Origin of the sequence: Sphingomonas sp. PAMC 26605 (genome assembly GCF_000241485.1) — a bacterium.
Classification (GTDB): domain Bacteria; phylum Pseudomonadota; class Alphaproteobacteria; order Sphingomonadales; family Sphingomonadaceae; genus Sphingomonas.
In genome coordinates this window covers 3,000,997-3,014,071 of sequence record NZ_JH584241.1, presented here as the reverse complement: position 1 = coordinate 3,014,071, position 13,075 = coordinate 3,000,997, and the positions used below count along the sequence as shown (strand labels likewise).

The 13,075-nt window shown below is 66.2% G+C and carries 13 protein-coding genes; 6 read left to right on the top strand and 7 right to left on the bottom strand.

The features are described from left to right. The first annotated feature begins 80 nt into the window (after positions 1 to 80). Entirely contained in the window at positions 81 to 1,076 is a 996-nt protein-coding gene (locus tag RH90_RS14020) for an SDR family NAD(P)-dependent oxidoreductase (protein WP_010186365.1), read from the top strand. 6 nt (positions 1,077 to 1,082) lie between these two features. On the opposite strand, the gene RH90_RS14015 is transcribed toward RH90_RS14020, so the two are convergent. The 5 genes from RH90_RS14015 to RH90_RS13995 form a co-directional block, all read right to left on the bottom strand. Beyond that, positions 1,083 to 1,562, bottom strand: a complete 480-nt coding sequence (locus RH90_RS14015) for a glutathione peroxidase (protein ID WP_010186364.1) — start codon at positions 1,560 to 1,562, stop codon at positions 1,083 to 1,085. Then, the gene (locus RH90_RS14010; RefSeq protein WP_037493467.1) at positions 1,559 to 2,134 is read right to left on the bottom strand and encodes a GNAT family N-acetyltransferase; all 576 of its coding nucleotides are present in this window, start codon (positions 2,132 to 2,134) and stop codon (positions 1,559 to 1,561) included. Before RH90_RS14010 ends, RH90_RS14015 begins: the two co-directional genes overlap by 4 nt. 20 nt (positions 2,135 to 2,154) lie before the next feature. After that, positions 2,155 to 2,829 (bottom strand): ABC transporter ATP-binding protein, encoded by a 675-nt coding sequence (locus tag RH90_RS14005; protein WP_010186361.1) that lies wholly within the window; start codon positions 2,827 to 2,829, stop codon positions 2,155 to 2,157. Then, complete coding sequence (locus tag RH90_RS14000) at positions 2,822 to 4,072, bottom strand: lipoprotein-releasing ABC transporter permease subunit (protein ID WP_010186359.1); 1,251 nt, start codon at positions 4,070 to 4,072, stop codon at positions 2,822 to 2,824. Before RH90_RS14000 ends, RH90_RS14005 begins: the two co-directional genes overlap by 8 nt. Positions 4,073 to 4,561: 489 nt before the next feature. Further along, the gene (locus tag RH90_RS13995; RefSeq protein ID WP_010186358.1) at positions 4,562 to 7,033 is read right to left on the bottom strand and encodes a TonB-dependent receptor; all 2,472 of its coding nucleotides are present in this window, start codon (positions 7,031 to 7,033) and stop codon (positions 4,562 to 4,564) included. Between the two features lie 263 nt (positions 7,034 to 7,296). Here RH90_RS13995 and RH90_RS13990 point away from each other — a divergent pair, with 263 nt between their 5' ends. Then, the gene (locus RH90_RS13990) at positions 7,297 to 7,767 is read left to right on the top strand and encodes an Hsp20 family protein (RefSeq protein ID WP_010186357.1); all 471 of its coding nucleotides are present in this window, start codon (positions 7,297 to 7,299) and stop codon (positions 7,765 to 7,767) included. A gap of 156 nt (positions 7,768 to 7,923) precedes the next feature. Continuing rightward, complete coding sequence (locus tag RH90_RS13985; RefSeq protein WP_010186356.1) at positions 7,924 to 9,072, top strand: aspartyl/asparaginyl beta-hydroxylase domain-containing protein; 1,149 nt, start codon at positions 7,924 to 7,926, stop codon at positions 9,070 to 9,072. 24 nt (positions 9,073 to 9,096) lie between these two features. Here the strand turns inward: RH90_RS13985 and RH90_RS13980 are convergent, their stop codons facing one another. Together RH90_RS13980 and secG are read right to left on the bottom strand one after the other, a co-directional pair. Then, positions 9,097 to 10,731, bottom strand: coding sequence for a CTP synthase (locus RH90_RS13980; protein ID WP_010186355.1), 1,635 nt, complete (start codon positions 10,729 to 10,731; stop codon positions 9,097 to 9,099). Between the two features lie 106 nt (positions 10,732 to 10,837). Further along, positions 10,838 to 11,242 carry a preprotein translocase subunit SecG gene (gene secG, locus RH90_RS13975; protein ID WP_010186354.1) on the bottom strand — a complete coding sequence of 135 codons (405 nt, stop codon included), beginning with the start codon at positions 11,240 to 11,242 and terminating at the stop codon, positions 10,838 to 10,840. A gap of 247 nt (positions 11,243 to 11,489) precedes the next feature. Between secG and RH90_RS13970 the strand changes: the two genes are divergently transcribed. Genes RH90_RS13970 through argC form a run of 3 tightly spaced genes read left to right on the top strand, consistent with a single transcriptional unit; the run spans position 11,490 to position 13,064 of the window. After that, on the top strand, positions 11,490 to 11,825 hold the full coding sequence (locus RH90_RS13970) for a MarR family transcriptional regulator (protein ID WP_029625324.1): 336 nt from the start codon (positions 11,490 to 11,492) through the stop codon (positions 11,823 to 11,825). Between the two features lie 52 nt (positions 11,826 to 11,877). Next, the gene (locus tag RH90_RS13965) at positions 11,878 to 12,138 is read left to right on the top strand and encodes an SH3 domain-containing protein (RefSeq protein ID WP_010186352.1); all 261 of its coding nucleotides are present in this window, start codon (positions 11,878 to 11,880) and stop codon (positions 12,136 to 12,138) included. Continuing rightward, positions 12,135 to 13,064, top strand: a complete 930-nt coding sequence (gene argC, locus RH90_RS13960; protein WP_010186350.1) for an N-acetyl-gamma-glutamyl-phosphate reductase — start codon at positions 12,135 to 12,137, stop codon at positions 13,062 to 13,064. The genes RH90_RS13965 and argC overlap by 4 nt, the downstream gene beginning before the upstream one ends. The last annotated feature ends 11 nt before the right edge of the window (positions 13,065 to 13,075 follow it).

The following is a 13,075-nucleotide window of genomic DNA, read 5'->3' as shown; positions in this document are numbered from 1 at the left end:
TTCGTGTCATCTCCCCTTCGCGCCGCAACCTTTGCCGCCGCCGCACGGTTGACGTCGTGAGCGACCAAGGATCTGATTTCATGGATAAAGGCAACGAAGGCCGACCCGATCGCCGCACCGTGATGATCGGCGCGGGCGCGATCGGGGCGTTGGCGGCGGGCGCTGCGGCGAATGCGCAGGCCCCCGCCCCGCCAACCACCGCCGGGCCGATCACCGCCGGGCGCGATTCGGCGCTGACGGGCAAGGTCGCGTTCGTCACCGGGGCCGCGCGCGGCATCGGTCGCGCGATCGCGGTCGAACTCGCCGCCAACGGCGCCGACGTCGCGATCTTCGATATCGCGGGTTTCGTCTCGACCGCGTCGAACGCCACGCCCGCGACCCCGGCCGACCTCGCCGAGACCAAGCGCCAAATCGAGGCGCTCGGCCGCAAATGCCTCGCGATCAAGGGCGATATCCGCAAGATCGCGCAGCTCCGCGCGGCGCACGACCGCGTGCTGAAGGAACTCGGGCGGATCGACGTGGTCGTCGCCGACGCCGCGATCCAGCGCTGGAAGGATCTGCTCGAGATGGAGGATGCCGACTGGTACGACGTGATCGACAACAACGTGAACGGCACCGCCAACACCGTCCGCGCCTTCGCGCCGACGCTCTGCGCGCAGAAGAGCGGCCGGATCATCCTGATCTCGTCGATGCAGGGCAAGCACGGCACCGCCGGCGCCGCGTCGTATTCGGCGTCGAAGCATGCGATTATCGGGCTCATGAAATCCGCCGCCGAGGAATTCGGTAAGCACAAGGTCACCGTCAACTGCATCCTGCCCGGCCTGATCGACACCGCGCTGACGCGCTACCCGGCGCGCTGGAGCCATGTCATCGGCGAAACGCAGGACAATCCGCCGAAGAACCCGAGCGAAGCCGAGACCTGGGCCAACCGCGCGCCGCGCGTTCCGCTGCGCGTTGCCTGGCTGCGACCGGAGGACGTCTCGCCGATGGCGGTGTTCCTGGCGTCCGACGCGTCGGCGCTGTGCAGCGGCGCCAATTTCGAGGTCACCGGCGGCGACAGCGCGCAGGACGTGTAAACTGCGCTAGAGCAGCTTGGCGATATCGGCTTCGATATCGGCGGGCTTGGTCGTCGGCGCATAGCGCTCGACCACGCGTCCGTCCTTGCCGACGAGGAACTTGGTAAAGTTCCACTTGATCGCTTGCAAGCCGAGCAGCCCCGGCGCCTGCTTCTTGAGTTCGGTGAACAGCGGATCGGCGTTCGATCCATTGACATCGATCTTGGCGAACACCGGGAAGGTCGCGTCGTAGGTCAGCGAGCAGAAATTGGCGATCTCCGCCGCATCGCCCGGCTCCTGCGCGCCGAACTGGTTGCACGGAAAGCCCAGCACCTCGAACGGCTGCCCGGCGAACTTGCGATGCAGCGCCTCGAGCCCTTCATATTGCGGGGTGAAGACGCATTTCGACGCGGTGTTGACGATTAGCAGCACCTTGCCGGCATAGGTCGAAAGATCGACCGGCGAGCCGTCGGCGGCCTTGACGGTGAGGTCGGTGATAGCGGTCATGCCGGTTTCCCTTCGTTGCGCGCGAGCAGGAAGCGCAGATTGCGCTCGACCCCGGCCCATTCGCTGGCGATGATCGAATAGACCACAAGATCGCGCACCCGGCCATCCAACACCTGATGGTTGCGAAGGATGCCGTCGCGCTTGGCGCCGAGCCGTTCGATCGCGGCCTGCGAGCGTTTGTTGAACCAGTCGGTGCGGATCTGCACGACGTTGCAGCCGAGCACCTCGAAGGCATGGCGCAACAACAGCAGCTTGGCTTCGGTGTTGACGCCGCTGCGCTGGACCGACTTGGCATAGAAGGTCCCGCCGATCTCGAGCCGCTTATGGCCGGCGCTCATCCGCATGTAGCGCGTCAGGCCGACGACGCGGCCATCGGGGGTGCAGACGGTAAATGGCATCGCGCGGCCGAAATCGCGTTCCTTGAACAACACCGCCATGAAGGCTTCGGGATCGGTCAGCGTCGAGACGTTGGTGAAGAACAGTTCGCTGATATTGCCATCTGCCGCCGCTGCGACGATCGCGTCGCGGTCCTCGGGCTGGGTCGGGCGGAGCGTGACGTGCCGCCCGACCATCGTCGGCGCCTTGGTCCAGCTCACGCCAGCCGGCCTTCGTGCAGCCGCACCACGCGGTCCATCTTGAGCGCCATCCGCTCGTTATGCGTCGCGACCAAAGCCGCTGTCCCCTCGCCGCGCACCAGCCGGAGGAATTCGGCGAGCACCACGTCGGCGGTCGCCTCGTCAAGATTGCCGGTCGGCTCGTCCGCCAGCACCAGCGCGGGCTGGTTGGCGAGCGCGCGCGCGACCGCGACGCGCTGCTGCTCGCCGCCCGAAAGCTGGCTCGGGCGGTGCGTCAGGCGGTGGCCGAGGCCGAGCGCGGTGAGCAGTGACGTCGCGCGGTCGTTGGCCTCTGCGCGGGTCTTGTCGCGGATCATCTGCGGCAAGACGACATTCTCGGTCGCGTTGAAATCGGGCAGCAGGTGATGAAACTGATAGACGAAGCCGAGCTTGTCGCGCCGCACGCGCGTGCGCCCGTCGGCGTTGAGCCGCGCGGTTTCCTCGCCGTCGATCAGGATCGAGCCGCCGAAGCCGCCTTCGAGCAGGCCGACCGCCTGGAGCAGCGTCGACTTGCCCGAGCCCGACGGTCCGAGCAGGGCGACGATCTCGCCGGCGCCGACCTGAAGATCCACACCGCGCAGCACTTCGATCGTCTGGCCGCCCTGGCTGAAGCTGCGCGTCAGATCCGAGACACCGAGAACCGGGTTATTCATAGCGCAGAACCTGGACCGGGTCGGTGCTCGCCGCCTTGAGCGCGGGGTAGAGCGTGGCGAGGAAGCTGAACAGCAGCGCCATCAGCGCGATCACCGTCACTTCGACCGGGTCGGTCTTCGACGGCAGTTCGCTCAAGAAGCGGATCGAGGGATCCCACAGATTCTGACCCGTCACGAGCTGGACGAAATCGACCACGCTCTGGCGGAAATAGAGGAAGATGAAGCCGAGGATCAGCCCGGCGACGACGCCCAATGCGCCGATCGTCGTGCCGACGGTCATGAAGATTCGGATCATGCCGCCCCTGCTCGCCCCCATCGTCCGCAAGATCGCGATGTCGCGTGTCTTGGCGCGCACCAGCATGATCAGCGACGACAGGATGTTGAACACCGCGACGAGGATGATGATCGACAGCACGGTGAACATCGCGACGCGCTCGACCGCCAATGCCTCGAACAATTGCGCGTTCATCTGCCGCCAGTCCTGGATCACCCCCATCTTGCCGACCTGCGCGGCGAGCGGCGCGAGGATCGGTCCGACCCGGTCGGCATCATTGGTCTGGAGTTCGACCATGTTGACCGAGTCGCCGAGCATGAGGAGCGTCTGCGCATCCTCCATCGGCATGACGATATAGGCCTTGTCGTAGTCATAGACGCCGATCGTGAAGATCGCGCCGACGGTATATTGCACGATCCGCGGCACGGTGCCGAACGGCGTGGTCTGGCCCTGCGGGCTGATCAGCGAGATCTGGCTGCCCACCACCGCGCCCAATTGGTCGGCGAGCCCCGATCCGATCGCGATCTGCCCGCTGCCGGGCATCAGCGACGACAGCGAACCCATCACCACCTTGCTGCCGATCGTCTTGTTCGAGCGGATGTCGGACACGCGCATGCCGCGCACCAGCACGCCTTCGACGCGGCCGTTATACGTCGCCATCAGCGGCTGCTCGATCAGCGGTGTGGCGCTCGTCACGCCCTTGGTCGTATCGGCGAACCCGACGACTTGACGCCAGTCGCGCATCTGGCCGCCATAAGCCTGGACGACGGCGTGGCCGTTGAGCCCGACGATCTTGTCGAACAGTTCGGCGCGGAAGCCGTTCATCACACTCATCACGATGACGAGCGCGGCGACGCCGAGCATTACCGCGACCAGACTGATACCGGCGACGAGGAAGATGAACCCCTCGCCCTTGCCGGGCAGCAAATAGCGCCGGGCGATCATGCGTTCATAACGGGAGAGGATCATGGCGCTCGCTCTACGGCCGACCTCCCCTGCTGGCAACTGTTACCCCCCTGTTGCGCAAGCGCCACAGCGGCGCCGCAATCGGTACGGCGCGGCCACATTCCCGATGACAAGCACCCGACGCGCTCGTAACGCTTTTGTCACTGACACACAGGCAACGGCCGTGGTTCGGGGACTGGCCTTCAGCGCCGCCGCAGGGCTGGCAGCGGAGGTCGAAATGGGGGCTGACGAGCGATCGTCACGCAGGCGTCCGGGTCGGAAACGGCCCGGACGTTTGCATTTGGGCGAAGGCGCGTGCGCCACGCGCCGATGCGCAAAGCGGATCGCCCAAACCGGACGGCGGGTCGCCTCTTCAGGCGAACCCGTCCGACGGCGGCTTTGCCGACCGGCGCTCCCCCATCCGTCGCCCCGGCGCAGGCCGGGGCCGCTGCGAGTGTGGCACCCACCGGACATGCCTCCAACGGCCCCGGCCTCCGCCGGGGCGACGCAGCGTCAGAACGTCTTGGAGATCGTCCCCCCGAACGTCCTGGGATCGCCCGGCTGGCCGACGATCAGCCCGGTGCTTCCTGACTGCGTCGAGAGCAGTTCGAAATAGTTCTGGTTAAACGCGTTGCGCACCCACGCGTAGACGTTGAAATCCTTCTTGCGATAGCCGAGCCGGAAGCTCGAAAGCGCATAGCCGTCGATATAGGTATAGGCCGAGGGGGACGGGTTCGACGAGAAACGCGAACGATAGCTGCCGTCATAGCCAAGATACACCTGCCCGCCCGATCCGCCGACCGGCACGGCATATTCGCCGCCGTAGGAGAAGGACCATTTCGAGATCCCCGGCAGCCGCTGCCCCGAAATGTCGCACGCCGCCGGGCTGACCCCGCCTGCCACGCCGGCCGCGGTTGCCGGGCTGGTTGCGCTGGCGGCGCTCCCGCCGGTCAGTTCGGGCGGGCACGGCGCGTTCTTGAAATCGACATATTTGGCGTCGGTAAAGGCGCCATTGGCATAGACCGAGAAGCGCCGACTCGGGCGGAAGCTCGAATCGAACTCGAACCCGCGCGAGCGGACCTTGCCGGCATTGGCGAGATAGCCGCGAATCACGTTGATCGCGTTGTTGTTCACGGTCGCCTGGTAATCCTTGATGTCGGTCCAGAAGCCCGCGAGGTTGAGCGTCAGGCGGCGATCGAGGAACTGCGTCTTGAGGCCGATCTCATAGGCATTGACGTTCTCGGGCTTGACGGTCTGCGTCGTCAGATCGACTCCGGTGCTCGTTGCATTAAGCGGCAGACCCGACAAGTTGATCCCGCCCGATTTGAAGCTGCGCGCATAAGTGGCGTAGCCGTGCACGTCCGAGGCGAAATCGTAGGACAGCGTGAGATCGCCCGAGACGTTCCACGCGCTGAAGCGCGGACTGTAATGCTGCGGGGCAAGCGTGTTGATCTGGTTCTGGAAGGTCGTGCGCGCCGCCCCTGCCGGGGTGGCGGCGAGCAGCGAGGCGACGTTCGCGCCGGTCGCGACGAAATTGTACTGGCTGTTGGCGATGCTGACGACGGCATCGTACGTCCCCGACTTGCGGTCGTAATTGACGCGCAGGCCCGGCTGGACGTGGAATTTGTCGGTCAGTGCCCAGTTGAGCTTGCCGAACACCGCGAAGCTGGTGTTGTCGAACGCGATCGTGTTGGTCGAGGTCAGCCCGTTGAGCACATTGGGATTGTTGGCGTCGGTGCCCGACAGCAGGAAGCGGCTCGCCGCCGAGCCCTGTACCTGCGAGCCCTGGGTGTTGATCGTCTGGTGGAACAGGAAGGCGCCGACGGTATAATCGAGCCGGTTCTTGCCGTTCGAGGCAAGCCGGAATTCCTGCGAGAGCTGTTCCTGCTGCGACGGGTTCTGCGACACGGTGGTGATCGGCAGACCGATGAAATCGCGGTCGTTGGCGGGCTGCCAGTCCCAATAGCGCCACGCGCTGACCGAGGTGAGCGTCGCGGGCCCGAGATCCCAATTGGCGACGAGCGAGGCGCCGCCGACTTCCTGGCGCGAGTTGATGCTGGCGTCGAGATCGGTGACGCGGTCGAACGGATTGGTGCTCGGCGGGCGATAGCCGAACGCTGCGGCGAGCGCGGGATATTGCCGGTTCGCCGCGCGCTGCGTGGTGCCGACGCGCGCGTAATATTGGGCGCAGCACAGCGGGTTCTGCACGTTGAAATCGCCCGACAGCGTCAGGCTCAGCGTGTCGGTCGGCTTGTACAGCGCCTGCCCGCGGAAGCCGATATTGCGTTGACGGTGGAGGTCGGTCTTGCTCGTCACGTCATAGATCGTGCCGTCGCGCGTCGTCGCCGAGGTCGACAGGCGGATCGCGAGCGTGTCGGTGATCGGTCCCGACACCGACGTCTTGAGCTGGCCGAAATTGTAATTGCCGACGCTCGCCTCGGCGCGCACCTCGGGGGTGAAGCTCGGCGCCCGCGTGGTGATATTGAGCGCGCCCGAGGTGGTGTTCTTGCCGTAGAGCGTGCCCTGCGGCCCGCGCAGCACCTCGACCCGGTCGACATCGATGAAGTCGAAGGTCGCCGCGCCGACGCGTCCGATATAGACGCCGTCGATATAGAAGCCGACGCCCTGCTCGATCCCGTCATTGGTCAGCCCGAACGGCGCGCCGAGCCCGCGGATGTTGATCGCCGAGTTGCGCGGGTTGCTCGAATAGAATTGCAGCGAAGGGACTTGTTGCTGGAGCCGGTTGACGTTGAACGCCCCGCTTTCGGCGAGCGACTTGCCGGTCAGCACCGACAGCGCGATCGGCACGGTCTGCTGCGTCTCGGCGCGACGGCGCGCGGTGACGAGGATGTCGCCGCTGTTCTCGCTCTGGGCTAGCGCCGCGGCCTGCGGTTGCGCGGGGGCCGCGACCGGTGGATCGGTGACGACGGCGGGGCCTCCCAGCGCGGACGAAGCGAGCAGCAAGGCCGGAAAGGAAGCGAGCATGAAGGTCCCCTGTATCGGGTTGTTCCCGAGTCGAATGCATATGCCCACCAATTGCGGGGAGTATCACTCACCCTCCTTCTTGGGGCGGGGATAGATGCGCTTTAGCCGGACGGCGAAATTTGGCGTCAACCCCTCTTGAACCTCGATCGCGGCGAACCAGATTTATCGCGTGCGGTGCTCGGTTGGAGGCCGCACCGGGCAGGTCGCGCAGCAGCGGACCTGGCTCGAGGTAAACGACACTCGCTTTATCGAAGGAGTTAGCCATGCGTACGTTCGATCTGACCCCCTATCGCCGCTCGACCGTCGGCTTCGACCGGCTGTTCGACATGCTCGAGGCCAATGCGCGCCAGGCGAGCGCCGACAATTATCCGCCCTTCAATCTCGAGCGACTCGACGGCGACCGCTATCGCATCACGCTCGCCGTTGCCGGCTTCGGTCGCGACGACATCGAGATCACCGCGCAGCAGAACCTGCTGCAGGTGAAGGGCCGCAAGGACGCGCAGGATGACGCCTCTGCAGCGTTCCTCCACATCGGCATCGCCAATCGCAGCTTCGAGCGCCGCTTCGAACTCGCCGACTTCGTGCGGGTCGAGGACGCCCGGCTCAACGACGGCCTGCTGGTGATCGACCTGCTCCGCGAAGTGCCCGAAGCGATGAAGCCCAAGAGCATCGCGATCAAGACCGGCACCCCGCTGGTCGCGGTCGAGGCGGCGGATACCGCCAAGGCGGCGTAAGCCACTCGAGGGTAAGATGGCGGCGTCGGGAGCGATCCCGGCGCCGTCCTTATTTTGGTCGGTTGCGGATCGGTCCCGGCCTGCTAGCCTGTTAAGGCCGAACCCGGCCTAGCAGGAGCGCCCCGCCATGCTGCCCCGATTGCGCGGTACGATCTGATGGCATCCACCCCGCCGGTCGAGCGCTATCTCGACGAAGGCATCGCGGCGCTGCGCCGCGGCGATGCGACGCGCGGGCGGGCGTTGCTCACCGCGATCGAAGACGATCCGCGCGCGCTTTTTCCGCTGGCCTTTGCGTGTGGCGCGCTGGGCGACGAACACGCGGCGCGCGGCGTGCTGCAGCGGCTGCTGGCGCTCCAGCCCGATCATATCCCGGCGCTGATCATGACGGGCGACATCGTCGCCCGCACCGACCAGCGCGGGGCTGCGGCCTATTACCAAGCCGCGCTCGTCAACGCTGCAGCACAGCGCGCCTCGCTACCGCCCGAACTCCAAGCCGATCTCGACCGCGTGGGCGCGGTCGTCGCCGCCACGTCGCGCGACTATGGAGCGTTTCTCCACGATCACCTCGCCGCGAGCGGCATCCGGCTGGGCGAGGCGCACCGCCGGGTCCAGCACGCGATCGACCTGCTGACCGGTCAGACCGAAATCTTCGTCCAGCGACCGTCGAGCTTCTACTTTCCCGGCCTGCCGCAACGCGCCTTTTTCGAGCGAGCCGAGTTCGCGTGGCTTCCAGCGCTCGAAGCCGCGACCGGCGACATTCTCGGCGAGCTGCGCGCGGTACTGGCCGCAGATGGCGGATTTCCGCCCTATGTCGCAACACCCCTCGACCGCCCGCCCCCGCCCAATCCGCTCCGCGACGATCCACGCTGGGGCGCGTTTCATTTGCTCCGCGCGGGCGCCCCCGTCGCGGGCAATGCAGACCGCTGCCCCGCGACGATGGCGGCGCTCGGGCAGACACCCATGCCGCTGATCGCGCAGCGTGCGCCGATGGCATTGTTCTCGCTGCTCAAGCCCGGCACGCACATCACCCCGCATCACGGGATGCTCAATACCCGGCTGATCGTCCATCTGCCGCTGATCGCCCCGCCCGACTGCGCGCTGCGTGTCGGGGCGGAGACGCGCGCCTGGCGCGTCGGGGAAGCGCTGGTGTTCGACGATTCGATCGAACATGAAGCGTGGAATCGCGGGACGACGACGCGCGTGGTCCTGCTGTTCGAGATCTGGCGACCGGAGTTGACGCCGCCCGAGCGCGAGGCGCTGGCGGTGCTGTTCGGCGCGGTCGAGGCGTTCGTCGATCAGGGGTGAAGCGCGTTCACCCCGACCTTCGCCTCAGACCAAGCGCGACTGCTTTACCGCCGCCGCGATGAAGCTCTTGAACAGCGGATGCGGGTCGAACGGCTTGCTCTTCAGTTCCGGGTGGAACTGGACGCCGACGAACCAGGGGTGATCGGGCCGCTCGACGATCTCGGGGAGCATACCGTCGGGCGACATGCCGCTGAACACGAGTCCGCCCTTTTCGAGCCGCTCGCGATAGGCCGTATTCACCTCGTAGCGGTGACGATGGCGCTCCGAAATGTCGGTCTCGCCATAGATGGTCGAGACCACGCTGTTCCCGTCGAGCTTCGCCGGATAGGCGCCGAGCCGCATCGTCCCGCCGAGATCGCCGCCATGCTCGCGCTTTTCGATTCCCGCGGCACTCATCCATTCGGTGATCATGCCGACGACGGGCTCTTCAGTCTCGCCGAATTCGGTCGAGCTGGCGTCCGGAATGCCGGCAAGATCGCGCGCGCCTTCGACGCACGCCATCTGCATTCCGAAGCAAATGCCGAAATACGGGATCTCGCGCTCGCGCGCGAAGCGGACGCTGGCGATCTTGCCTTCCGCGCCGCGCGATCCGAACGCGCCGGGAACGAGGATCGCGTGCAGCGGTTCGAGCCTAGCGGTGATGTCGGCATCGTCGGCCTCGAACAGCTCGGCGTCGATCCACTCGACGTTGACCTTGACCTTGTTGGCGATGCCGCCATGCACCAGCGCCTCGCCGAGCGACTTGTAGGCGTCCTGCAGCCCGACATATTTGCCGACCACGCCGACGGTGACTTCGCCCTCGGGATTGGTCACGCGGTCCATGATGTCGGTCCAGCGCGACAGATCGGGAGCGCTGCCCGGCAGGATGCCGAACGCGTTGAGCACCGCGTTGTCGAGGCCTTCCTCATGATATTGCACCGGCACGGCGTAGATGCTCTTCGCATCGAGCGCCGGGATCACGGCTTCCTTGGGGACGTTGCAGAACAAGGCGATCTTGGCGCGGTCGCTCTCGGGCAAGGGCTGCTCGCAGCGGCACACCAGCACGTCGGGCTGGACGCCGAGCGCGGCGAGCTCGCGCACCGAATGCTGTGTCGGCTTGGTCTTCAGCTCGCCCGCCGCCGCGATATAAGGCACCAGCGTGACGTGGATGCTGACCGAATTGCCGCGACCGAGATCGTTGCGCAGCTGACGGATCGCCTCGATGAACGGCAGCGATTCGATATCGCCGACGGTGCCGCCGATCTCGCACAGCACGAAATCGAGATCGTCGGTCTCGTTCTGCGCGAACTCCTTGATCGCATCGGTGACGTGCGGGATGACCTGGACGGTCGCGCCGAGATAATCGCCGCGGCGCTCGCGCGTGATGATCTGCTGGTAGATCCGGCCGGACGTGATGTTGTCCGACTGGCGCGACGCGACGCCGGTGAAGCGTTCGTAATGGCCGAGATCGAGATCGGTCTCCGCCCCGTCGTCGGTCACATAGACTTCGCCGTGCTGGTACGGCGACATCGTCCCGGGATCGACGTTGAGATAGGGATCGAACTTGCGAATCCGCACGCGATAGCCGCGCGCCTGCAGCAGCGCCGCGAGGCTCGCCGCCATGAGTCCCTTGCCGAGCGAGGAGACCACGCCGCCGGTGATAAAGATGAACCGCGCCATGGGAGAAAAGGCCTAGCGTCAAAACGGGTGGCGCGGCAAGCGCGCGACTCCGTAAAAGGAAGGATAAGCGCGACCGAAAGAGCCGCGCGCGATCAGGCCGAGCGCGTTACTGCGCGAGCGGAACCGAGCCGTTGCTCGCCGGCGCCGTGCTGTTGGGCGCAGTCTGAAGCGCGCTGCGGGCGCCCGAGGCGAACGGCACGTTGGGATCACCCGGCGCAACCGGCGCCTGGACCGGCGCGGTCACCGCAGCGGGCTTGGCGCTGGCATCGACCTTGACCGACTTGCCCTGCGCGGCGAGCACCGCGAGCAGGATGCTGAGTGCGATAAACAGCCCACCGAGGATCGAGGTCGCGCGCGTGAGGAAGTCCGCCGCGCCGCGGGCCGACATCAGCCCCGCCGGGCTGCCGCCCATGCCGAGCCCGCCGCCCTCCGAGCGCTGCATCAGGACGACCGTCACCAGCCCGAGGGCGACGACGAAATGGACCACGAGGAGAAACTGGAACAGAAACATGAAGCGGGCTGATTCCTTGGGGGCGCTTTGACAGCGATGCCGGGCACATAGGCGAGGTCGCCCCCGCGATCAACCGCGCGCGCAACGACCGTCATCGCAACCAACCCGTCACATTTCGCGATCGAACTGAAACCTGTGGCTTCCCGGAACGTTAGTGGACCAGGAATATCCCCGCTGGTGGGGGTTGCCGAGTAATTTGCGGACACTAGCTGTGGCGATACAGACAGATCATGCGCTTGCCGACTGGATGCATACCCTGGTCGATTACGTCCGGTCGGGTGAACCTGATCTGACCAATCGCCAGATGGCGCTGCTGCTGGTGGTATATCTCAAACCGGGGCCGCATACCGTGCGCGGATTGGCGGCGATGCTCAACGTCTCCAAGCCTGTCGTCACGCGCGCCTTGAACAGGCTTGGCACCCTGGGCTATCTGCGCCGCCAACGGGACGACAATGACAAGCGCAACATCTTTGTTGCGCGCACGTCCGAGGGGGCAAGTTTTCTTGACGATTTCGGCCAATTTATCGGCGACACCACGCCCCAACCCGCGCGTCAGCGGATCGTCCGGCACGCCGCCGCGTAGGAGCTTCGCGCTTTCCGGCCAGTCGGTTGCGCTCGATCCGCGAACGCACGCGGTGCGGCGCGACCTCGCCGACATCCGCCTCGCCGACCGGGTCTTCGCGCCGCATTACGCTTCGTGCGTGCAACGCGTCGTGATCAGCGCTACGGGCCTTCGCGAAGGCGCTGATCCGGAGTCTGCCGTGCTGACCGATCTCAAGACGGGCGACGTTTTCGAAGTTCTCGAATTCGTCAAAGGCCGCGCCTGGGGGCTAGCGCCCGGCGCCGGGCTGGTCGGCTATGTCGATGCTGATACACTTTCCTGGCCGACGGAATGAGCGTCTCGGTCTTCATCGACGGCGCGGCGGGCACGACCGGGCTCGAGATCCGCGAGCGGCTGGCCAACCGCAGTGATATCGACATCGTGCTGCTCGACGACGCGCGGCGCAAGGACCCGGCGGCGCGCGCCGAAGCGCTCAACGACAGCGACTTCGTCATCCTGTGCCTGCCCGACGATGCCGCGCGCGAAGCAGTCTCGTTGATCGCCAACGACCGCACCCGCGTGATCGACGCCTCGACCGCGTTCCGCGTCGCCGAGGGCTGGACCTATGGCTTCGCCGAGGTCGAACCCGGGCAGGCCGCCGCGATCGCCGAGGCGAAGCGCGTGTCGAACCCGGGCTGCTACCCGACCGGCTTCCTCGCCTTGCTCCGCCCGTTGATTCGCGCCGGGCTCGTCCCGGTCGACTGGGGGATCAGCGTCAACGCGGTGTCGGGCTATTCGGGCGGCGGCAAGGCGATGATCGCGGAATATGAAGGCGCCAACGCGCCATCGGCGTCGCGTGCGTACGCGCTCGCCCTCGCACACAAGCATGTCCCCGAGATGCAGAAGCATGCCCGGCTGGAACATCCGCCAATCTTCACGCCGTCGGTCGCCAACACCTATCGCGGGATGATCGTCGAGGTGCCGCTTGCGCTGTACCGTTTCCCGCGACGGCCGACGCTGCTCGCGTGCGAGACCGCGCTGCGCGAGGCCTATCCCGAGGGCGGCTTGATCCGCATCGCCGACGGCGATGTCGGCGCGGTGCAGATCGAGGACGATGCCGGCACCGACCGGCTGACGCTGCGCGTCTGCGGCAATAGCGACATCGGCCAGGCACGGCTGATCGCCACGCTCGACAATCTCGGCAAGGGGGCGGCGGGGGCCGCCGTGCAGAACCTCAATATCATGGCCGGGCTCGATCCGCTCTCCGGCCTGACCGTGTAATCTATGGTTTC

Bases quoted from the DNA above. Each gene is read 5' to 3' on its own strand.
- RH90_RS14020 (WP_010186365.1), top strand. From the start codon at position 81: ATGGATAAAGGCAACGAAGGCCGACCCGATCGCCGCACCGTGATGATC.
- RH90_RS14015 (WP_010186364.1), bottom strand. From the start codon at position 1,562: ATGACCGCTATCACCGACCTCACCGTCAAGGCCGCCGACGGCTCGCCG.
- RH90_RS14010 (WP_037493467.1), bottom strand. From the start codon at position 2,134: ATGGTCGGGCGGCACGTCACGCTCCGCCCGACCCAGCCCGAGGACCGC.
- RH90_RS14005 (WP_010186361.1), bottom strand. From the start codon at position 2,829: ATGAATAACCCGGTTCTCGGTGTCTCGGATCTGACGCGCAGCTTCAGC.
- RH90_RS14000 (WP_010186359.1), bottom strand. From the start codon at position 4,072: ATGATCCTCTCCCGTTATGAACGCATGATCGCCCGGCGCTATTTGCTG.
- RH90_RS13995 (WP_010186358.1), bottom strand. From the start codon at position 7,033: ATGCTCGCTTCCTTTCCGGCCTTGCTGCTCGCTTCGTCCGCGCTGGGA.
- RH90_RS13990 (WP_010186357.1), top strand. From the start codon at position 7,297: ATGCGTACGTTCGATCTGACCCCCTATCGCCGCTCGACCGTCGGCTTC.
- RH90_RS13985 (WP_010186356.1), top strand. From the start codon at position 7,924: ATGGCATCCACCCCGCCGGTCGAGCGCTATCTCGACGAAGGCATCGCG.
- RH90_RS13980 (WP_010186355.1), bottom strand. From the start codon at position 10,731: ATGGCGCGGTTCATCTTTATCACCGGCGGCGTGGTCTCCTCGCTCGGC.
- secG (WP_010186354.1), bottom strand. From the start codon at position 11,242: ATGTTTCTGTTCCAGTTTCTCCTCGTGGTCCATTTCGTCGTCGCCCTC.
- RH90_RS13970 (WP_029625324.1), top strand. From the start codon at position 11,490: ATGCATACCCTGGTCGATTACGTCCGGTCGGGTGAACCTGATCTGACC.
- argC (WP_010186350.1), top strand. From the start codon at position 12,135: ATGAGCGTCTCGGTCTTCATCGACGGCGCGGCGGGCACGACCGGGCTC.